20 protein-coding genes and 1 tRNA gene are annotated in these 19,232 nt (G+C 67.1%); 12 read left to right on the top strand and 9 right to left on the bottom strand.

Features of this window, described 5'->3' with window-relative positions; translation table 11 throughout:
• Positions 1-50: 50 nt before the first annotated feature.
• From tolR to DN412_RS00500, 9 genes are all read left to right on the top strand, one after another.
• The gene (gene tolR, locus DN412_RS00540; RefSeq protein ID WP_115012730.1) at positions 51-494 is read left to right on the top strand and encodes a protein TolR; all 444 of its coding nucleotides are present in this window, start codon (positions 51-53) and stop codon (positions 492-494) included.
• A gap of 36 nt (positions 495-530) precedes the next feature.
• Positions 531-1,670, top strand: coding sequence for a cell envelope integrity protein TolA (gene tolA / locus DN412_RS00535; RefSeq protein WP_115012729.1), 1,140 nt, complete (start codon positions 531-533; stop codon positions 1,668-1,670).
• Between the two features lie 208 nt (positions 1,671-1,878).
• Positions 1,879-3,252, top strand: coding sequence for a Tol-Pal system beta propeller repeat protein TolB (tolB, locus tag DN412_RS00530; RefSeq protein ID WP_115012728.1), 1,374 nt, complete (start codon positions 1,879-1,881; stop codon positions 3,250-3,252).
• A gap of 15 nt (positions 3,253-3,267) precedes the next feature.
• Positions 3,268-3,777 carry a peptidoglycan-associated lipoprotein Pal gene (gene pal / locus DN412_RS00525; protein ID WP_115012727.1) on the top strand — a complete coding sequence of 170 codons (510 nt, stop codon included), beginning with the start codon at positions 3,268-3,270 and terminating at the stop codon, positions 3,775-3,777.
• Between the two features lie 17 nt (positions 3,778-3,794).
• Entirely contained in the window at positions 3,795-4,553 is a 759-nt protein-coding gene (gene ybgF / locus DN412_RS00520; RefSeq protein WP_078197455.1) for a tol-pal system protein YbgF, read from the top strand.
• Positions 4,554-4,680: 127 nt separating this feature from the next.
• Entirely contained in the window at positions 4,681-5,364 is a 684-nt protein-coding gene (gene queC, locus DN412_RS00515; RefSeq protein WP_115012964.1) for a 7-cyano-7-deazaguanine synthase QueC, read from the top strand.
• A 27-nt stretch (positions 5,365-5,391) separates the two neighbouring features.
• Positions 5,392-6,507, top strand: coding sequence for a YeeE/YedE family protein (locus DN412_RS00510; RefSeq protein WP_115012726.1), 1,116 nt, complete (start codon positions 5,392-5,394; stop codon positions 6,505-6,507).
• 69 nt (positions 6,508-6,576) lie between these two features.
• A tRNA-Lys gene (locus DN412_RS00505) sits at positions 6,577-6,652 on the top strand.
• Between the two features lie 118 nt (positions 6,653-6,770).
• Positions 6,771-9,671, top strand: coding sequence for an EAL domain-containing protein (locus DN412_RS00500; RefSeq protein WP_115012725.1), 2,901 nt, complete (start codon positions 6,771-6,773; stop codon positions 9,669-9,671).
• Positions 9,672-9,701: 30 nt separating this feature from the next.
• Here the strand turns inward: DN412_RS00500 and DN412_RS00495 are convergent, their stop codons facing one another.
• From DN412_RS00495 to DN412_RS00485, 3 genes are all read right to left on the bottom strand, one after another.
• A complete protein-coding gene (locus DN412_RS00495; protein WP_115012724.1) occupies positions 9,702-10,196 on the bottom strand; it encodes a DUF3318 domain-containing protein in 495 nt (164 codons plus the stop codon).
• Complete coding sequence (locus DN412_RS00490) at positions 10,193-10,573, bottom strand: phage holin family protein (RefSeq protein ID WP_078197449.1); 381 nt, start codon at positions 10,571-10,573, stop codon at positions 10,193-10,195. Before DN412_RS00490 ends, DN412_RS00495 begins: the two co-directional genes overlap by 4 nt.
• Positions 10,574-10,748: 175 nt before the next feature.
• Positions 10,749-11,075: an ElaB/YgaM/YqjD family protein gene (locus DN412_RS00485; protein ID WP_010813729.1), complete on the bottom strand. Its 327-nt coding sequence runs from the start codon at positions 11,073-11,075 to the stop codon at positions 10,749-10,751.
• Between the two features lie 256 nt (positions 11,076-11,331).
• Between DN412_RS00485 and DN412_RS00480 the strand changes: the two genes are divergently transcribed.
• Positions 11,332-11,970 carry a peroxiredoxin gene (locus tag DN412_RS00480; RefSeq protein ID WP_115012723.1) on the top strand — a complete coding sequence of 213 codons (639 nt, stop codon included), beginning with the start codon at positions 11,332-11,334 and terminating at the stop codon, positions 11,968-11,970.
• A gap of 235 nt (positions 11,971-12,205) precedes the next feature.
• Here the strand turns inward: DN412_RS00480 and DN412_RS00475 are convergent, their stop codons facing one another.
• Complete coding sequence (locus DN412_RS00475; RefSeq protein WP_078197446.1) at positions 12,206-13,399, bottom strand: acyl-CoA dehydrogenase; 1,194 nt, start codon at positions 13,397-13,399, stop codon at positions 12,206-12,208.
• Positions 13,400-13,657: 258 nt separating this feature from the next.
• Here DN412_RS00475 and DN412_RS00470 point away from each other — a divergent pair, with 258 nt between their 5' ends.
• A complete protein-coding gene (locus tag DN412_RS00470; protein WP_115012722.1) occupies positions 13,658-14,479 on the top strand; it encodes an IclR family transcriptional regulator in 822 nt (273 codons plus the stop codon).
• A gap of 121 nt (positions 14,480-14,600) precedes the next feature.
• Here DN412_RS00470 and kynA read toward each other — a convergent pair whose 3' ends face one another.
• Genes kynA through kynB form a run of 3 tightly spaced genes read right to left on the bottom strand, consistent with a single transcriptional unit; the run spans position 14,601 to position 17,440 of the window.
• Positions 14,601-15,485: a tryptophan 2,3-dioxygenase gene (kynA, locus tag DN412_RS00465; RefSeq protein ID WP_115012721.1), complete on the bottom strand. Its 885-nt coding sequence runs from the start codon at positions 15,483-15,485 to the stop codon at positions 14,601-14,603.
• A 13-nt stretch (positions 15,486-15,498) separates the two neighbouring features.
• Entirely contained in the window at positions 15,499-16,755 is a 1,257-nt protein-coding gene (kynU, locus tag DN412_RS00460; RefSeq protein ID WP_115012720.1) for a kynureninase, read from the bottom strand.
• Positions 16,756-16,789: 34 nt separating this feature from the next.
• Entirely contained in the window at positions 16,790-17,440 is a 651-nt protein-coding gene (gene kynB, locus DN412_RS00455) for an arylformamidase (RefSeq protein WP_115012719.1), read from the bottom strand.
• A 157-nt stretch (positions 17,441-17,597) separates the two neighbouring features.
• Here kynB and DN412_RS00450 point away from each other — a divergent pair, with 157 nt between their 5' ends.
• Positions 17,598-18,080 carry an Lrp/AsnC family transcriptional regulator gene (locus DN412_RS00450; RefSeq protein ID WP_115012718.1) on the top strand — a complete coding sequence of 161 codons (483 nt, stop codon included), beginning with the start codon at positions 17,598-17,600 and terminating at the stop codon, positions 18,078-18,080.
• Here the strand turns inward: DN412_RS00450 and DN412_RS00445 are convergent.
• Positions 18,077-18,529, bottom strand: a complete 453-nt coding sequence (locus DN412_RS00445; RefSeq protein WP_115012717.1) for a MarR family winged helix-turn-helix transcriptional regulator — start codon at positions 18,527-18,529, stop codon at positions 18,077-18,079. The two genes, DN412_RS00450 and DN412_RS00445, sit on opposite strands and share 4 nt — an antisense overlap.
• Positions 18,530-18,546: 17 nt before the next feature.
• On the bottom strand, positions 18,547-19,107 hold the full coding sequence (locus tag DN412_RS00440) for a flavin reductase family protein (protein WP_078197433.1): 561 nt from the start codon (positions 19,105-19,107) through the stop codon (positions 18,547-18,549).
• Between the last annotated feature and the right edge of the window lie 125 nt (positions 19,108-19,232).

Genomic DNA, 19,232 nt, shown 5'->3' with positions numbered 1-19,232 from the left:
TACCAACGGTCCGGGCGCAAGCCCGGGCCGGCGTTTCCAGGAGTCCTGCAATGGCAGCCATTCAGCGCCGTGGCGGCTCGCGCCGCCGGGCCAGCGCCGAGATCAACGTCGTGCCGTATATCGACGTCATGCTCGTGCTGCTGGTCATCTTCATGGTGGCCGCACCGATCGTGAGCCCCGCCACGGTCGACCTGCCCACCGTGGCCAATGCCACGCCGCAGCAGAAGGCACCGCCGATCGTGGTCACCGTGCATGAAAGCGGCCAGCTGACCGCGCGCGGCAAGGACAACGCCGGCAATGCCTTCGAGCGCAAGCTCGACAAGCAGGGCCTGCTCGACTTCGTGCACCAGCGCCAGAACGAGAACCCTGACCAGCCGGTGGTGATTGCCGCCGACCGCTCGGTCAAGTACGAGGCGGTGCTGGACGTGATGTCGATCCTGAAAGCCGACGGCGTCAAGCGCGTTGGCCTGATGGTCAAGTCCAAGACCTCCTGACGCATTGAAGCGCCTATCTGATTGCCGTTGCGCCTGATGACGACCGCCGCCGCCCATCCCTATCAGCCGGTCAAGGAGCGGGGAACCCTGCGTTCCTTCCTGCTCGCGCTCTTCATGCACCTGATGCTGGTCATCGTGCTGTATTACGGCGTGCACTGGCAGAGCAGCACCCCGGTCGGCGCGGAAGCCGAGTTGTGGGAAGAGATCCCGGCCGCCACCGCGCCCCCGCCGCCGATAGCGCGGCCGGAGCCGGTGGTGCAGCCGCGCCCGGCCCCGCCGGCGCCCGAGGTGAAGAGCAAGGTCGAGGAAGACGCCGACATCGCGCTGGAGCGCCAGAAGCGCCGGGCCGAGGCGGCCGCGCGCGAAGAGGCCGAGCACAAGCAGGCGGCTGCTCGCAAGGAAGCCGAGCACAAGGAGGCGGAGCGCAAGGAGGCGGAGCGCAAGGAGGCGGAGCGCAAGGAGGCGGAGCGCAAGGAGGCGGAGCGCAAGGAGGCTGCCCGCAAGGAAGCCGAGCGCAAGGAAGCGGAGCAGCGCGAAGCCGAGCGCAAGGAAGTCCAGCGCAAGGACGACGCGAAGAAAAAGGCCGCGCAGCAGCAGGAACAGCAGCGCAAGGAACTGGCCGAGCGCAAGGAAGTGGAACGCAAGGAAGCCGAACGCAAGGAAGCGGACGCCAAGGCCAGGGCCCAGGCGGACGCGAAGGCCAAGGCCGATGCCAAGGCCAAGGCTGACGCCGAGGCCAGGGCCAAAGCCAAGGCGGATGCCGATGCCAGGGCCAAGCACGAGGCCGCGGCCAATGCCCAGCGCAAGAGCGAGCTGGCGCGCCTGCAGGCGCTGGCCGGCGGCTCCGGCGCGGGCGGTGGCGGCGTGGGCAATACGGCCGGCGCGGGCGCCGGCGGCGGTGGCAAGGCGTCGCCGGGCTATGCGGACCGCGTGCGCCGCCGCGTCAAGCCGAACATCGTCTTTACCGAGGACGTGCCGGGCAACCCGTCGGCGGTGGTGTCGGTGCAGCTGGCGCCGGATGGTTCGCTGCTGTCGGCGCGGATGTCCAAGTCCAGCGGCGACTCGGGTTGGGACAATGCCGTACTGCGCGCGGTCGAGCGATCCGACCCGCTGCCGCGCGATGAGAACGGCAAGGCGCCGGCCAGCTTCACCATTACCTTCCGGCCGAAGGACTGAGTGACCTGCGCGGCATGATTTGCAACATAATGCAACCTTCATCGCCGGGTCTTGGTCCCAGCGCTAGCATGACAGGTTGCCTGACGCAGCCGACAGTGTGCGGGTCGCACGCGGACGGGGCATGCGCCACGCGCTGCAATGCCATGTTTGCCCGTGTTGCCGATTGCCTGTCGTGCCCGACGAAACTTGAAATCGACTGAGGAGCAGCATGCGAAAGCTTTGGGCCCCCAACTGGCTGTCCGCGAGGCGGCACAACGCAAACCAACCCGCATCTCAACGCGCCACCGGGCCGGCCCCACTGGCTGGCCGCCGCGCGCTGATGGCCTGGCTGGCCGCGGCAATGACGATGGCGGCCGGCGCCGCGCACGCGCAACTCAACGTTGAGATCTCCGGGGTCGGCTCCAGCCAGATCCCGGTGGCCACCGCCAACTTCCAGGGCGAGGCCCAGGCCCCGCAGAACCTGACCGCGATCATCCGCTCCGACCTGGCACGCAGCGGGCGTCTTCGCAATGTCGACCCGGGCGGCGCCACCGTGGCGGAATCCGCCAATGTCGACCTGGGCAGTTGGAAATCGCGCGGCGCCGATGCTTTCGTCGCCGGCAGCGTGACCCCGGCCGCCGGCGGCAAGTACGAAGTGCGCTTCCGCCTGTACGACACCGTCAAGGGCCAGAGCCTGGGCGGCCTGGCCTTTACCGTCAACCAGTCCCAGCTGCGCGTGACCGCGCACAAGATCGCCGACTACATCTATGAAAAACTGCTGGGCGAGCGCGGCGTGTTTGCCACGCGCCTGTCCTACGTGTCGAAGGTGGGCGGCCGCTACCAGCTGCTGATCTCCGACTCCGACGGCCAGAACGCGCAGGTGGCGCTGACCAGCAACGAGCCGATCATCTCGCCGTCGTGGTCGCCGGACGGCGCGCGCGTGGCCTATGTCTCGTTCGAGTCCAGGAAGCCGGTGGTGTACGTGCATGACCTGGCCAGCGGCAAGCGCACGCTGGTGTCGAACCAGAAGGGCAACAACAGCGCGCCGTCGTGGTCGCCCGATGGCCGGTACCTGGCGCTGGCGCTGTCGCGCGACGGCAATACCCAGGTCTATCAGGTCAATGCGGACGGCTCCGGCATCCGCCGCCTCTCCCGCAGCAGCGCCATCGACACCGAGCCGCAGTACTCGCCCGACGGCAAGAGCATCTACTTCACCAGCGACCGCGGCGGTGCGCCGCAGATCTACCGCATGCCGGCTTCCGGCGAGGAAGGCGGAGGCGCGCAACGTGTCACCTTCAAGGGCAGCTACAACGTGAGCCCGCGCATTTCGCCGGATGGCAAGTACCTGGCGTACATCTCGCGCGCGGGCGGCTTCAAGTTGCAGCTGCAGGACCTGAGCAACGGCGACGTGACGTCGCTGACCGATACGGCCAACGACGAAGCGCCGAGCTTCGCCGCCAACGGCAAGTACATCCTTTATGCCACCCGCGTGGGAGGTCGCGCGGTGCTGGCGGCGGTGTCCACTGACGGGCGTACCCGGCAGGTTCTGTCCCTCCAGTCCGGCGATGTTCGCGAGCCGTCCTGGGGTCCTTTCATGCAATAACAGGAGTCATTCACCATGCCCCAACTGATGCCCAAAACCCTTGCCATTGCCGCACTGCTGGCCCTTGGCGCCTGCAGCTCCGGCGTCAAGCTGGACGACACCGCCAATGCCGGCGCCGGCGCTGGCGGCACGGGTGCCGATGCGCGCGCCGTCACCCCGGTGACCGCTGCCGATCCGCTGAACGACCCGAACAGCCCGCTGGCCAAGCGCAGCGTGTACTTCGACTTCGACAGCTACTCGGTCAAGTCCGACTACCAGGGCATGCTGGGCGCGCACGCCAAGTACCTGTCGGGCAACCAGGGCCGCAAGATCCTGATCCAGGGCAACACCGACGAACGCGGCACCAGCGAGTACAACCTGGCGCTGGGCCAGAAGCGCGCCGAAGCCGTGCGCCGCTCGCTGGCCTCGATGGGTGTGCCCGACACCCAGATGGAAGCCGTGAGCCTGGGCAAGGAAAAGCCCAAGGCCGCCGGCCATGATGAAGCCGCGTGGGCCGAAAACCGCCGCGCGGACATCAACTACTGATCTGTGGACAGCCCTTCATGAAAGCACGCGTTTCCACCCTGTTGTGGCTCGCCGCCGTCGCCGGCGGCGGCATGCTGCCGCTGTCGCACGCGCATGCCGGAGTGTTCGACGATGACGAGGCCCGCAAGGCCGTTATCAACCTGCGCGACCAGTTCAATGGTTTCCAGGCGACCGCGACGCAGCGCATCGAGCAGAACAGCCGCACCACGCTCGACATGCAGAACCAGCTCGAGGGCCTGCGCCAGGAAGTGGCGCGGCTGCGCGGCCAGAACGAAGTGCTGCAGAACACGGTGGACACGCTGCAGAAGCAGCAAAAGGACTACTACGCCGACCTCGATGCGCGCCTGAAGAAATTCGAGCCGCAGCAGGTCACGGTCGAAGGCCGCGAAGGCCTGTCGCAGCCGGGCGAGAAGCCCGAATACGATGCCGCGCTCAAGCAGTTCCAGGCGGGCGACTTCAAGAGCGCCGGGAGTGCCTTCTCGGCGTTCGTGAAGAAGTATCCGCAGAGCCCGTACGTGCCGCTGGCACAGTACTGGCTCGGCAACTCGCTGTACGCGCAGCGCGACTACAAGGGCTCCACCGCGGTGCTGCAGAACATGATCAACGCCAACCCGACGCACCCCAAGGTGCCGGACGCAATGATCGCGGTCGCCAACAATCAGCTCGAGTCCGGCCAGAAGGCGGCCGCGCGCAAGACGCTGGAACAGGTGGTGGCCAAGTATCCGGGCACTGAAGGTGCGCAGGCGGCCAGCAACCGGCTGAAGACGTTGAAGTAACGCCGGAAGCGGCCGGCTCGCCCGGTCCTCGGTCTGCAAGGCCCGCTTTGGCGGGCCTTTTTCTTGGGCCGCGTTAAAATACGCGATTCGCCTGAATGTTTTGCGCGCCAACCCGGCGCTCCCCATCATGACCAAACGCGCCATCGTCCTGCTGTCCGGCGGACTCGACTCCGCCACCGTCCTCGCCATGGCCCACGCCCAGGGCTTCGAGACCTATGCGCTGTCGATGCGCTACGGCCAGCGCCACTCCTCCGAGCTGGAAGCCGCCAAGCGCGTGGCGGCCGCGCTGGGCGCCACGCGCCACGAGATTGTCGACCTGGACCTGCGCCGCTTCGGCGGCTCGGCGCTGACCGACGACACCCTGGAGGTGCCGACCGACGGCGCTTCCGGCGGCATCCCGGTGACCTACGTGCCGGCGCGCAACACCATCATGCTGTCGCTGGCGCTCGGCTGGGCCGAGGCCGTCGGCGGGCGCGACCTGTTCTTCGGCGCCAACGCGGTCGACTACTCCGGCTATCCGGACTGCCGCCCGGAATACGTCGCGGCCTATGAAACGCTGGCCAACCTGGCCACCAAGGCCGGGGTCGAGGGCGACCGCTTCCGCGTGCATGCGCCCATCATCGACATGACCAAGGGCGAGATCATCCGTGCCGGCATTGCGCTGGGCGTGGACTACAGCCTGACGGTGTCGTGCTACCAGGCCGACGACGACGGCCGCGCCTGCGGCGTGTGCGATTCGTGCCGCATCCGCCGCGCTGGCTTCGAGGCCGCCGGCGTGCCCGACCCGACCCGCTACCAGTCTGCCGCCTGAGCACCAGCCGCCGTCCACGCCCCCGACATGCCTGATATCGACCTCGCCGCGCTCTCGCGCACCGTGCTGCTGAGCACGTTCGTCCTGACCTTCCTCTTTGGTGCCGTGCTGCAGCGCACGCACTTCTGCACCATGGGGGCGGTCTCGGACATCGTCAACATGGGCGACTGGAGCCGCATGCGCATGTGGGTGCTGGCAATCGGCGTGGCCATGATCGGCACCGGCGCGCTGGCCTGGACCGGCGCGATCGACCCCACCAAGACCATCTACACCGCCAGCAAGCTCGGCTGGCTGTCTGCGCTGGCCGGGGGGCTGATGTTCGGTTTCGGCATGGTGCTGGCGTCGGGCTGCGGCAGCAAGACGCTGGTGCGCATCGGCGCCGGCAACCTGAAGTCGCTGGTCGTCTTTGTCTTCCTGGGCCTGTCGGCCTACATGACGCTGCGCGGGGTGTTCGGCGTAGTGCGCGTGAATACCGTCGACGCGGTGGCGCTGACGCTGCCCACCACGCAGGACTTGCCCTCCGTGCTGGCGCAGGGCACGGGACTCGCGCGCGGCGCGCTGCAGCTGGGCCTGGGCCTGGTGCTGGGCGGTGTGCTGGTGCTGTGGGCGCTGGCGGGCCGGGGCTTCCGCTCGTTCGACAACCTGCTTGGCGGCATCGGCGTGGGCCTGATCATCGTGGCGATGTGGTACGTGTCCGGCCACCTCGGCTATGTCTCCGAAGACCCCAACACGCTCGAAGAACTGTTCGTCTCGACCAACAGCGGCCGCATGGAAAGCCTGAGCTTTGTCTCGCCCTATGCCTATACACTCGACTGGCTGATGATGTTCAGCGACAAGAGCAAGGTGCTGACGGTCGGCATCGTCAGCGTGTTCGGCGTGATCGCCGGCGCGGCGGTCTATGCCCTGGCCACGCGCACATTCCGCTGGGAAGGCTTCGGCAATGCCGAGGACGTGGCCAACCACATGGTCGGCGGCATCCTGATGGGTGCAGGCGGGGTGACCGCGCTGGGCTGCACCGTGGGGCAAGGCCTGTCGGGCGTGTCGACGCTGGCGATTGGCTCGTTTATCGCGCTTGCCGGTATCCTGGCGGGGGCGGTGCTGGCGTTCCGCTACCAGATATGGCGTCTGGAGCGCATGGTCTGAGGCGTGTAGCCGCGCCGAAGGCTTGACACATCGAGAATCGCGTCACTATAATCGCGGTTCTGTTTTTTCGGGTCGTTAGCTCAGTCGGTAGAGCAGCGGACTTTTAATCCGTTGGTCGCGTGTTCGAGTCACGCACGACCCACCAGTATTGCGAAGGGCCTGTGGCGCAAGTCACAGGCCCTTTTTGCGTTCTGGCATGCCCCGGTAGTGGGGGGTGCTTTAACTTGTTCGAGTTAGAGACTTAGACCTGCCTGCGCAGCACAATGGGTCGACCGTGGCGTGTGGACCGCGGTATATGGGAACGGCCGCGAGACACGGCCCCCCAACAAGACCCTATGCGGCGAGCAGGCGTTTCCTTGCCGGCCAGCGGGCACGTGCTGCGCATCATCTGGCCGTTCGTACCGGTTGTCGTTGCGCTGGCGTTGTTCAGCATCGCCAGCCTGGACCTGTTGTCGGCCGCGCGCGCATTTGTCGCGGGTGAGAGCCAGTGGTCCAAGGGCCAGAAAAACGCCGTGCTGCACCTGCTGCGCTACGGCGAGGACCGCGATCCGGCAGATTTCGAGGCGTACCTGGGGTCGATCGCCATCCCGCTGGGCGACCATCGCGCGCGCCTGGAACTCGACCGCGACGAGCCCGACCTGGAGCGCGTGCGAGAAGGATTCCTCGCCGGCGGCAACCATCCCGACGACATTCCGGGGATGGTGCGGCTGTACCGCAATTTCCGCAAGATCCAGGAGGTCGATGCCGCGATCCGCGTCTGGGCGACAGGCGACATCGAGATCTCTGCCCTGCACGAACAGGCACTGGCGCTGCGCCGCCTGATAGCCCAGCCCGGTTGCAGTACCGAGTGCGTGGCGCCGGTGTTGCGCAACATCGCGCAGATCGATGCCAGGCTGACGCCGCTGGAGCGGGCCTTTTCAGGCCATCTGGGCCAGGCCTCGCGCCGCGTGACCCGCTTGCTCACCAACGGCAGCGCGGTGATGGCGGCCGCGCTGCTGATGTCGGCGATCCTGCTGTCGGTGGCGCCGCTGCGGCGCGAGCGCCGGCTGCGCGAGGCGCTGGCGCAGCGTGAAGAGCAGTTGCAACTGGCGGTGGAAGGCAGCAACGACGGGCTCTGGGACTGGCACCTCGGCCGCGGCGAGCTGTACTTTTCGCCGCGCTGCGCGCAGATGCTGGGCTATCGGGACGACGAACTGCCGCATGCGCGCGAGACCGTGCTGGGGCTGTTGCATCCGTCCGAGCTGTCCGCCTTCGAAGAGAAGCTGGCGCAGCACCTGCGCAGCGGCGAGCCCTACGATGCCGAATTCCGCCTGCGCAACCGGGCCGGCGGCTACCTGTGGGTGCGTGCCCGCGGCCGGCTGGTGCGCGGGGCAGGGCGCCGGCGCGCGCGCATGGCGGGCTCGCTGACCGATATCTCCGACCACAAGCGCTACGAGACCCAGCTCTTCGCCGAGAAGGAACGCGCCCAGGTCACGCTGCAGGCCATCGGCGACGCCGTGGTCACGGCCGATGTGTGGGGGCGCGTGCATTCGCTCAATCCCGCGGCCGAGGCCCTCACCGGCTGGCGCGAAGCCGAAGCCCAGGGCCGCCCTCTGGGCGAAGTCTGCGTGCTGCGCGACGAGGAAAGCCTGGCGCCGCTGCCCGATATCGTGACGCTGGCGCTGCGCCAGCGCTGGCGCAGCCGGTCGGCGCAGCTGGTGCAGCGCGTCGGGTCCGGGCAGCCCGGCCAGGCGCTGGCGGTCAAGCCTTCGGTGGCGTTGATCCGCGACCGCGCCGCGCAGGCCATCGGCGTGGTGGTGGTGCTGCACGACATCAGCCAGGAGCGGGCGCATGCCGCGCGGCTGGCGTACGAGGCCAGCCACGACGCGCTGACCGGGCTGGTCAACCGCGCCGAGTTCGAGCGCAGGCTGGGCGCGGCGATCACGCGGGGACGCGCGCAAGGCGCCACCCATACGCTTATGTACCTGGACCTGGACCAGTTCAAGGTGGTCAACGATACCTGCGGCCATGCCGCCGGCGACGAGCTGATCCGGCAGATGGCCGAGGTGATGCGCAGCCAGCTGCGGCGCGGCGATACGCTGGCGCGCCTCGGCGGCGACGAGTTCGGCGTGCTGCTGGAGCATTGCGGCACCGCCGATGGCGAGAGCGTGGCCGAAGGGCTGCGCCGTGCCATCGCGAGCTTCCGCTTTGCGCATCGCCAGCGCACCTTCGCGGTGGGTGCCAGCATCGGCCTGGTCACGCTGGACCGGCAGACCGGCAGCGTGGCCGAGGCGCTGAGCGCGGCCGACGCGGCCTGCTACGTGGCCAAGGAGGGCGGGCGCAACCGCGTGCAGGTCTACCATCCCATGGACAGCGTGGTGCAGGCGCGCCATGGCGAGATGGAGTGGGTCAGCCGCGTGCATGCGGCGCTGGCGGCCGGCCGCTTCTGCCTGTTCGCGCAGGAGATCGTGCCGGTGCAATCTGGCGCGCTGCCGGAGACCGGCCGCCACGTGGAACTGCTGCTGCGCATGGTCGACGAACGCGGCCGGCTGGTGCCGCCGATGGCCTTCGTGCCGGCCTGCGAGCGCTACAACCTGATGCCGATGATCGACCGCTGGGTGGTCGAGACCGCGTTTGGCACGCTGGCGGGACGGCAGGCGGAGATCGCCACCTGCGCGATCAACCTGTCAGGCTCGTCGCTGGCGGACATCCAGTTTCCCGATTTCGTGCGCGAGCAGGCGCAGCGCTTCGGTATTGCGCTGGACGGCATCTGCTTCGAAATCACGGAAACCGCGGCGATCTCAAACCTGGCCCAGGCCGGCGCGTTCATCGTGCAGCTGCAGCAGCTGGGCTGCCAGTTTGCGCTGGACGACTTTGGCGCGGGCATGTCGTCGTTCACCTATTTGAAGCACCTGCCCGCGGCCTACCTGAAGATCGACGGCAGCTTCGTGCGCGATATGCTGGCCGATCCGGTCAACCTGGTGATGGTGGAGGTGATCCAGCGCATCGGCCACGCCATGGGCAAGAAGACCATTGCGGAATTCGTCGAGAGCGAGGCGATGCTGGAGCGGCTGCGCGAGCTGGGCGTGGACCTGGCGCAGGGCTACCACATTGCGCCGCCGGTGCCGTTCGCACCGGCCGGCCCCGAGGCCGGGGAGCGGCCAGCGCTGGCGCTGGTGGGCTGAACTGCCGGGCGCGGGGTCAGCGAAGCGGAATCAGGGCACCAGCGGATCGTGGAAGCCGGTATCGCTGGCGGGTGGAGTGGCTGCCGGCGCGGTCGCGGGTGGCACGGCCTGCCCCCTGGCATCGCGCCAGGTGTTGTAGGCCCAGTAGGCGGCGCCAGCCACCATGCCAACCTTGGACAGCTTCCAGGTCCAGCGCAGCACCGGCGTGCGCTTGAGCAGCGGCAGCGCCAGCGTCACCGCGGTGCTCAGCAGCGGGTAATCCTTGGTCATGCCGACCACCTTCATCCACGAGCCCGGACGGGCAATGCGCGGCAGCCAGCTGCTGAGGGTGCTCAGGCGCTGCGTGTTGCTGCGCACGGCGTGCAGGGCCTGCAGGCAGTCGTGGCGTTCCAGTGCGGCGCGGGTCAGCAGCAGTTCCTTGCGCACTGCCAGCGGCAGGCGCACCTCTTGTGTAAACCGGGCCCGCCGCGGGGGGGCGCGGCGGGTGCGTGCGGTCGTGCTGTCGTCGGGTTCCAGGGTGCTCATCGGCGCAGGATCTCCCGGTCTTTGTCGATTTCGGCGAGCGTGGCCTCCAGCATCGGCGGGGCGTTGCGCACCAGGTTGCGTGCATACGCCAGGCAAATCGCGCACAGCACCAGGTAAAGGACCGTCAGTGCGCCCAGCGCCTGCCAGCGGTAGGTATCCCAGAACAGGATGGTGATCAGCCCGGTCAGGGTGACCAGCCCGATGCCAAAGAACACCAGGCCGAAGCAGGCCAGCAGCGCGACCTTCATCAGGCGCGTGCGTTCCTCGGCAAGCTCCACGCTGGCGAGTTCGAGGCGGGTCTGGATCATTGCCACCAGCGAGCCGGCCAGGTTGCGCACGGAATCAAGGAACTTGGGGGAAGGGGGGGATTCGCTCATGCGGCTCCGGCGTGAAAGAGCGGCGCGCCGGCGTGGCCGTGCGCGCCTTTCCAGCAGGCGGGGCCGGGGCGCCCTGCATGTGTCATCGACATGCGGGCGCCCCGGCCACTGGCAACCCGATGACCGGGTTGCCGCTTTGGCGCGGCACCAGCGTGCCGCGCCCGGTTGGATCTGCTTACTTGCGGTTCAGCAGCAGACCGATCAGCAGGCCCACGCCGGCCGCCACGCCCACGGCGCGCCACGGGTGGTCGTGCACGTAGTCATCGGTGGCGCGCGCGGCGGCCTTGCTCTTGGTCACGACGGCATCTTGCAGGTCCTGGGCCTTTTCCTTGGCTTGCTTGAGCAGGCCCATGCCACGCTCGCGCAGTTCGGCGGCCTTTTCCCCGGTGGTCGAGGCGGCTTGCTTCAGCAGTTCCTCGGCGTCGGACAGAACGGTCTTGACATCGCTCATCAGTTTCTCCTGTTTGCGGGCGGTTGGTTCGGTTTGTGCGGATTCTGACATTTTCTACGCTCCGAGGCTAACGGCATTTGTCGGACTGATACTTAGCATATGTGGCGGGCGGCCGTGGTTTCAAGGCTGCACGCCACTGCGCGGGCCACTTCGGTGCCTGGTATCGCCAGCATGCCGGAAAGCAGGCGTGATGAATGTTAGAAAATGTCTTTATGACTTCGAGTGATTTTGTAGTGACTTTATATTCGTTTGGGTTGGATATCAATCCGGTTACTCTGGTTTCACCCCGAAATCAGGAGAACAGAACATGGCATTGCGTCTTGGCGACATCGCCCCGGACTTCGAGCAGGATTCGAGCGAAGGCCGCATCAGCTTCCATGCGTGGCTTGGCGACAGCTGGGGCGTGCTGTTCTCGCACCCGGCGGACTACACCCCGGTGTGCACCACCGAACTGGGCCTGACGGCAAAGCTGAAGGATGAATTCGCGCGGCGCGGCGTCAAGGCGATTGCCTTGTCGGTGGACAACGTGGACTCGCACCGCGGCTGGATTCAGGATATCAACGAGACCCAGTCGACCCGGGTCAATTTCCCGATCCTGGCCGATGGCGACCGCAAGGTGTCGCAGCTCTACGACATGATTCACCCGAATGCGAACGAGACCCTGACGGTGCGCTCGCTGTTCATCATCGATCCGAAGAAGAAGGTGCGCCTGATCATCACCTATCCGGCCAGCACCGGGCGCAATTTCAACGAAATCCTGCGCGTGATCGACTCGCTGCAGCTGACCGACAACCACAGCGTGGCCACGCCGGGCAACTGGCAGGACGGCGACGATGTGGTGATCGTGCCTTCGCTGAAGGACGAAGCGGTGATCCGCGAGAAATTCCCGAAAGGCTACCAGGCGGTGCGGCCGTACTTGCGCCTGACGCCCCAACCCAACAAATGAACGCGGCCCCGCGTGAAGGCGGGGCCGGCGTGCAAGACAGGTGTTTTATCGACGGGGGCAGCCTCGTCGTCTCCTTGGTAGTGTGCTTGGCCCGGCTTTCCAGCCGGGCCTTTTTATGAGGCTGCCCCAGGACGATTCTGGCGTCGTTGCGCGGCCTTGCCGTACCATTTGTACTGTCTGCGGCCGCGCGCCAAGCCAGAACCGCTTCGCTTCGCCCTGGGGCAGCCTCACTTGGTCAGAAGAAAGCCTGCAGGCCGGTCTGGGCGCGGCCCAGGATCAGCGCATGGATATCGTGGGTGCCTTCATAGGTGTTGACCACCTCCAGGTTCACCACATGGCGGATCACGCCGAACTCGTCCGAGATGCCGTTGCCGCCCAACATGTCGCGCGCCACGCGGGCGATGTCGAGCGACTTGCCGCACGAATTGCGCTTCATGATCGAGGTGATTTCCACAGCGGCGGTGCCTTCGTCCTTCATGCGGCCCAGGCGCAGGCAGCCTTGCAGGCCCAGCGTGATCTCGGTCTGCATGTCGGCCAGCTTCTTCTGCACCAGCTGGGTGGCGGCCAGCGGGCGGCCGAACTGCTTGCGGTCCAGCGTGTACTGGCGGGCGGTATGCCAGCAGAACTCGGCGGCGCCCAGCGCGCCCCAGGCGATGCCGTAGCGGGCCGAGTTCAGGCAGGTGAACGGGCCCTTCAGGCCGCTTACGCCCGGCATGATGTTCTCTTCCGGCACGAACACCTGGTCCAGCACGATTTCGCCGGTGATCGAGGTGCGCAGGCCGACCTTGCCATGGATGGCCGGTGCCGACAGGCCCTTCCAGCCCTTTTCCAGGATAAAGCCGCGGATCGCTTCCTTGCCGTCGTCGCCCTGCAGCTTGGCCCAGACCACGAACACGTCGGCGATCGGCGAGTTGGTGATCCACATCTTGGCGCCGCTCAGCTCATAGCCGCCGTCGACCTTCTTGGCGCGGGTGACCATCGAGCCCGGGTCGGAGCCGTGGTTCGGTTCGGTCAGGCCGAAGCAGCCGATCCACTCGCCGGTGACGAGCTTGGGCAGGTACTTCTGCTTTTGCGCTTCGCTGCCGAATTCAAAGATCGGCACCATGACCAGCGAGGACTGCACGCTCATCATCGAGCGGTAGCCGGAATCGACACGCTCCACTTCACGCGCGATCAGGCCGTAGCTGACGTAGTTCAGGCCCGGGCCGCCGTACTGTTCCGGGATGGTGGGGCCGAGCAGGCCCAGTTCGCCCATCTCGCGGAAGATCTCCACGTCGGTTTTCTCGTTGCGGAACGACTGCAGCACGCGCGGCATCAGCTTGTCCTGACAGTACGCCGCTGCGGCGTCGCGCACCATGCGTTCGTCGGCGGTCAGTTGCTGGTCCAGCAACAGGGGGTCGGCCCAGTGGAATTCGGCGTTGGCAGCCATGCAGGTCTCCTTCGGTAGCGCGGCGGAAGCGGCGGGCGGGTCGGCCAAATGCCGCTGGCCGCGCCGTGTATCCGGCAATCATGACGGGTTCGGTGATCGTGCGGAGGATTCTCTTGAGATCCGTGAAGTTCCGCATTGCGGAACTGTGTTCCGTTGAATTAGTATATCGCAATGGGTTTGCCATGCAACAGGCAAAACCCCCGACTTCCGTGCCTTTGTGCGATGAGCGGACGTCCGCCGACCTGTGAGGAGCCGCCCTTGACCAGTCAGTCCACCAACCCGTCACTTTCTCCCGATGCCGCGCCACCGGCCCCGGCGCGCGAGAGCGATCCCAACTTCGTCACCGCGCTGGCGCGCGGATTGGAGCTGCTGCGCTGCTTCCGCACCGGCGAGGCGATGCTCGGCAACCAGGACTTCGTGCGCCGCACCGGATTCCCCAAGGCCACAGTGAGCCGGCTGGCGGGCACGCTGGTGCAGCTGGGCTACCTGCGCTATGACGAGAGCCTGGGCAAGTATGCGCTGGACGCCGGGGTGCTGGCGCTGGGCTATGCCTATCTGTCGGCGTCCGACGTGGTGTCGCTGGCGCGCCCGCATATGCTGGCGTTCGCGCAGTCGTATGGGGTCTCGGTATCACTGGGCAAGCGCGAGCGCATGGAAGTGATCTACCTGGAATCGATCCGCAACGACGCCGGCGTGATGCTGGGGCTGGGGGTGGGGTCGCGGCTGTCGCTGGTGTCGAGTTCGATGGGGCGGGCTTACCTGGCCGCATTGCCTGCGCCGCGGCGCGAGCGCGTGATGGCTGAATTCAGCCAGGCGTTCCCGGAGCAGTGGAAGCAGCAGGAGGCTGCCACCCGCGCGGCCCTGGCGGAGGCGCAGCAGCGCGGCTATGCGGCGTCGTTCCGGGATTGGCATCCGGCTATCCACGCCTGTGCGGTGGCGTTCCGGCCGGTGGGGGAGAAGGAGTTGCACATGCTCAGTTGCAGTGCTTCGTATGGGGCGGTGGATGAGACGGTGTTCCACCAGACGCTGGCGCCGGCGTTGGGGGCGCTGGCGGCCAGGCTGTCGGAGCCGGGGGGGTGAAGGCTTTTCGGGGTGGTGTCTTGTGTCATGGGGGCTTGGCGGGCGTGGGCTGTTTCGCCGGCGTAGCCGGCGAAACAGCCCACGCCCGCCAAGAGCGAAAACGGATCAAAAACACCAACCTTCAAAGATCCGTCCGCAACTTCCACAACTCCGGAAACAACACCACATCCAGCATCCTGCGCAGATAGCTGACACCTTCCGTGCCGCCAGTCCCACGCTTGAAGCCGATCACCCGCTCGACCGTGGTCACATGCCGGAAGCGCCATTGCCGGAACGCATCTTCCAGGTCGACAAACTTCTCGCCCAGTTCATACAGCTCCCAGTGCGCGCCCGGGTTGCGATAGACCTCCAGCCAGGCGGCCTCGACTGACGCGTTGTAGGCGGTAGGCTGGGTCCAGTCGCGCTCGACGCAATCCGCATCGATGGCAAAGCCACGCCGCGCCATCAGCCGGATCGCCTCGTCATAGAGCGACGGCGTGTTCAGCGCGGTTTCCACCAGCGCCAGGTGTTCCGGCCGGTGCGCATGCGGCTTGAGCATGGCCGCATTCTTGTTGCCGAGGATGAACTCGATCTCGCGGTACTGGTACGACTGGAAGCCTGAGGACATGCCCAGGTAGGGCCGCATCGCCGAATATTCCGGCGGGGTCATGGTGGCCAGCACGTTCCACGCCTGCACCAGCTGGTCCATGATGCGCGACACGCGCGTCAGCATCTTGAACGCGGGCGGCAGGCTGTCGGTCTTGACCGACTCGCGCGCGGCGCGCAGCTCGTGCAGCATCAGCTTCATCCACAGCTCGGTGGTCTGGTGCTGCACGATAAACAGCATTTCATTGTGGTCCGGCGACAGCGGATGCTGCGCGCTCAGGATCTGGTCCAGGCCGAGGTAGTCGCCATAGCTCATGTCCTTGGCGAAATCCATCTGCGCGCCATGCCAGCCTTCGCCTTGCGGCGCGGTCTGGGCTGCCGGGGCAGCGCCGGAGAAGGGGCATCCCTTGAATTCACTCATGATGCGCTCCCGATCAGGTCACCTGGCCGCGTGTCTGGAAGCGCGGCTCGCGGTAGGCGCCGCTATCCAGCACATCGCGCAGGATTTCCACAGCATCCCATACCTCGGCGAAGCTGGTGTACAGCGGCGTGAAGCCGAAACGGGCGATGCGCGGCTCGCGGTAGTCGCCGATCACGCCGCGCTCGATCAGGGCCTGCACCAGCGCATAGCCTTCCGGGTGCTCCAGGCTGACCTGGCTGCCACGGCGTGCGTGCTCGCGCGGGGTGACCAGCGTCAGCGGGTGGTGGCCGCAGCGCGCCTCCACCAGTTCGATGAACAAGTCGGTCAGCAGCAATGACTTGGCGCGCAGCACCTGCATAGTGGTCTGGGCGAAGATGTCCAGGCCGCATTCGACCATCGCCAGCGAGGTGATCGGCTGGGTGCCGCACAGGAAGCGGCGTACGCCGTCGACCGGGCGGTACTGCGGGTCCATGGCGAACGGCGCCGCATGGCCCCACCAGCCCGACAGCGGCTGCCAGAAGGCATCACGCAGCGCGGGCGCGACCCAGACAAAGGCGGGCGAGCCCGGGCCGCCGTTCAGGTACTTGTAGGTGCAGCCGATGGCGTAATCCGCGCCGGCCGCCTTCAGGTTGACCAGCACGGCGCCGGCGGAGTGGCACAGGTCCCACACCGTGAGCGCGCCGCGGGCGTGGGCGAGCTCGGTGAGTGCGGCCATGTCCAGCATCTCGCCGGTCTTGTAGTTGACGTGGGTCAGCATCAGCACGGCGGTGTCGGCGCCGACGGCGGCGTCGATCTCGGCCGGCGAGTTCACCAGACGCAGCGAATAGCCCTGCTGCAGCAGGTCGGCCAGACCCTGCGCGATGTACAGGTCGGTGGGGAAGTTGCTGGCCTCGGACACGATCACCTTGCGCGCCGGGTCGCGCGATTGCTGCACGCGCAGTGCAGCGGCCAGCACCTTGAACAGGTTGATCGAGGTGGTATCGGTGACCACCACTTCATCCTGCCCGGCGCCCACCAGAGGGGCCAGCTTGTTGCCCAGTCGCTGCGGCAGCTCGAACCAGCCGGCGGTATTCCAGCTGCGGATCAGGCCGTCGCCCCATTCCTCGGCCACCACCTGGGCGGCGCGCGCGGCGGCGGCGCGCGGGCGGGCGCCCAGCGAGTTGCCGTCCAGGTAGATCACGCCTTCGGGCAGCGCGAACTGGTCGCGCAGCGGGCGCAGCGGGTCTTGCTGGTCGAGCCGGATACAGTGCTCGCGGTCAAATGTCGTCATGTCGTGGGTTGGGCAGTTGTGGTTGGGGAGGGGTTCAGTCGAGGCTGCGCAGCACGGCGCGCACCGGGCTGGCATCCAGCCCGGCAAAGCGCAGCGGCAGCGCGATCAGTTCGTAGTCGCCGGCATCGACCTGGTCCAGCACGATGCCTTCCAGGATGGCCAGCCCGTGGATGCGCACGGCGTTGTGCGCATCCATGGTCTTGGATTCCTGCGGATCGAGCGACGGCGTGTCGATGCCGACCAGCTGCACGCCGTGCGCGGCCAGCAGCGCGATGGTTTCGGGCGCGACGGCGCAGAAGTCCGGGTCCCACTGCGCCAGCGGCGCCTGGCGGTAGGTGCGCAGCAACACGCGCGGCGGCAGGCCGGCCAGCGCGTGCTCGACATGGCGCGGCTCCACCAGCGGCGATGCGCCGATGCAGTGGATCACCCGGCAGGTGCCGAGATACGGCGTAAGCGGCACGGCGCCGATCGGCGCGCCGTCGGCAGCGTAGTGCAGCGGCGCGTCGGCGTGCGCGCCGGTGTGCGGCGACAGGGTGATGCGGCCCACGTTCACCGGGCAGTGCTCGTCCATCTGCCATGCAGGCGCTTGCTGGAATGGCGTGTCGCCGGGCCAGACCGGGGTGGCGGGGGACAGCGGCGGGCTGATGTCCCACAGCCGGCGCGGGTCATGATTGGGGGCGGTCATAGGGTGGGCGGCGCCTTCTCGGAGCGCCGTTTCTGTCTGCCTCGATGTCGGGAATCATAGTCAAAATCGGCGGCAAGAGGCTTGCTGAATGGGCCGTCGACCGGCGCATCTTTCGCATAAAATGCGAAGAATTGATGATTTGTCGAAGGAAATTCGAATGAACCTCGATCCTACCGATTTGCGCATCCTGACCTGCCTGCAGGAGAACGGCCGCATCAGCAACCAGGACCTGGCCGACCGCGTGGCGCTGTCGCCTTCGGCATGCCTGCGGCGCGTGCGCCTGCTGGAAGAGTCAGGGGTGATCGGCGGCTATCGCGCCTGGTTCGATGCCGAGCAACTGGGGCTGGAACTGGAGGCGATCGTGCAGGTATCGATGCGCCATGACGTGGAGGGCTGGCACGACACCTTTATCGCCGCGGTGCAGTCGTGGCCGGAAGTGCTGTCGGCGTACATCATCACCGGCGACAGCAACTACATCCTGCGGGTGCAGGCGCGCAACCTGAAGCACTACTCGGACTTCATCGTGAACCGGCTGTACCGGACCAAGGGCGTGATGGATATCCGCTCGAATATCGTGCTGCAGCGGATCAAGGTGGACAGTTCGCCGCTGGCGATCCTGAAGGCGGGCGCGGACAGTTAGCGTTGATGCAGCGCGATCAGCTGGCGCAGGGTTTCCTTGAGCAGCGTGCCCTGCTGCATGCCGAAGTCGTTCAGCACGGCGCGTTCGTGCTGCGCCGCGCGTTCCAGCAGCGGTTGTGCCAGCGCGAGGCCGCGGGGCGTGATCGAGATCAGGGCCAGGCGCCGGTCGGTCTTGCCGGCGCTGCGCCTGACCAGGCCGTCGACCGCCATGCGGTCGACCAGCTTGGTCAGCGTTGGCTGCTTGGTCAGCGTGATCTCGGCCAGCACGCCGATGGTGCAGTCGGGGCGGTCGGCCAGCGTGGCCAACACGCGCCATTCCTGCACGGACAGGCCGCTGGCTTCCACCTCGCGATGGAATTCGCCCGAGATCAGGTGGCTGGCGCGGGCCAGCAGGTAGGCCAGGTAGCCGTCGACGAAGGGCAGGGGTGATGCTTCAGGCAGATCCGCCATGGTGGCCCCGTTGCCGTTCAGAGATCGAGCGGGGCGGTGGTGGTGAACTGGCCGCCCTGGAACACCAGCGGGCCGCCCTCGCCATCGATCACGCCGCAGCGCTCCACTTCGCCGACGAAGATGACGTGGTCGCCCTCGTCATAGCGGCTGCGGTTGTGGCATTCGAACCAGGCCAGCGCATTGGACAGGATCGGCAGGCCGGTGGCCGAGAGCCGGTAGTCCACGCCGGCGAAGCGGTCGCCCTTGAGGGTGGCAAAGCGCTGGCACAGGTCCAGCTGCGAGGCCGCCAGCACGTTGATGATGTAGTGCGTGCCGTCGCGGAACATCGGCAGGCTGTTGGCGCGCGAGGCCATGCTCCACAGCACCAGCGGCGGCTGCAGCGACACCGAATTGAACGAACTGGCGGTGATGCCGATGAACGGCGGCGCGCCGGCGGCGACCGACTGGTTGCTGGCGCGCGTGGTGATCACCGTGACCCCGGTCGCGAACTGCGACAGGGTGCGGCGAAAGTGCATCGCATCGAAATCGGGGGCGGCGGCTACGCTGGCAATCGGTAGCTGGGCCTCAGGCATGCCCATGGGGACTCCGCTGGAGTTCATGAAATTTCATATATATTATTCGCGCCAGGGGCTGCGAGTTCAAGTTCGGCGCCGCACATGGCGCGCCGCGGACGTGGGCTGGCGCACAAAGCAGGCGGCCGTGC

The sequence above is a fragment of the Cupriavidus lacunae genome (genome assembly GCF_003353055.1).
GTDB classification, from domain to species: Bacteria; Pseudomonadota; Gammaproteobacteria; order Burkholderiales; family Burkholderiaceae; genus Cupriavidus; species Cupriavidus lacunae.
Note: the sequence above shows the minus strand (reverse complement) of the source record. Positions and strands in the feature narration are given on the sequence as shown.

Coding starts and splice junctions, on each gene's coding strand:
- tolR (WP_115012730.1), top strand. CDS start 51: ATGGCAGCCATTCAGCGCCGTGGCGGCTCGCGCCGCCGGGCCAGCGCC.
- tolA (WP_115012729.1), top strand. CDS start 531: ATGACGACCGCCGCCGCCCATCCCTATCAGCCGGTCAAGGAGCGGGGA.
- tolB (WP_115012728.1), top strand. CDS start 1,879: ATGCGAAAGCTTTGGGCCCCCAACTGGCTGTCCGCGAGGCGGCACAAC.
- pal (WP_115012727.1), top strand. CDS start 3,268: ATGCCCCAACTGATGCCCAAAACCCTTGCCATTGCCGCACTGCTGGCC.
- ybgF (WP_078197455.1), top strand. CDS start 3,795: ATGAAAGCACGCGTTTCCACCCTGTTGTGGCTCGCCGCCGTCGCCGGC.
- queC (WP_115012964.1), top strand. CDS start 4,681: ATGACCAAACGCGCCATCGTCCTGCTGTCCGGCGGACTCGACTCCGCC.
- DN412_RS00510 (WP_115012726.1), top strand. CDS start 5,392: ATGCCTGATATCGACCTCGCCGCGCTCTCGCGCACCGTGCTGCTGAGC.
- DN412_RS00500 (WP_115012725.1), top strand. CDS start 6,771: ATGGGTCGACCGTGGCGTGTGGACCGCGGTATATGGGAACGGCCGCGA.
- DN412_RS00495 (WP_115012724.1), bottom strand. CDS start 10,196: ATGAGCACCCTGGAACCCGACGACAGCACGACCGCACGCACCCGCCGC.
- DN412_RS00490 (WP_078197449.1), bottom strand. CDS start 10,573: ATGAGCGAATCCCCCCCTTCCCCCAAGTTCCTTGATTCCGTGCGCAAC.
- DN412_RS00485 (WP_010813729.1), bottom strand. CDS start 11,075: ATGTCAGAATCCGCACAAACCGAACCAACCGCCCGCAAACAGGAGAAA.
- DN412_RS00480 (WP_115012723.1), top strand. CDS start 11,332: ATGGCATTGCGTCTTGGCGACATCGCCCCGGACTTCGAGCAGGATTCG.
- DN412_RS00475 (WP_078197446.1), bottom strand. CDS start 13,399: ATGGCTGCCAACGCCGAATTCCACTGGGCCGACCCCCTGTTGCTGGAC.
- kynA (WP_115012721.1), bottom strand. CDS start 15,485: ATGAGTGAATTCAAGGGATGCCCCTTCTCCGGCGCTGCCCCGGCAGCC.
- kynU (WP_115012720.1), bottom strand. CDS start 16,755: ATGACGACATTTGACCGCGAGCACTGTATCCGGCTCGACCAGCAAGAC.
- kynB (WP_115012719.1), bottom strand. CDS start 17,440: ATGACCGCCCCCAATCATGACCCGCGCCGGCTGTGGGACATCAGCCCG.
- DN412_RS00450 (WP_115012718.1), top strand. CDS start 17,598: ATGAACCTCGATCCTACCGATTTGCGCATCCTGACCTGCCTGCAGGAG.
- DN412_RS00445 (WP_115012717.1), bottom strand. CDS start 18,529: ATGGCGGATCTGCCTGAAGCATCACCCCTGCCCTTCGTCGACGGCTAC.
- DN412_RS00440 (WP_078197433.1), bottom strand. CDS start 19,107: ATGGGCATGCCTGAGGCCCAGCTACCGATTGCCAGCGTAGCCGCCGCC.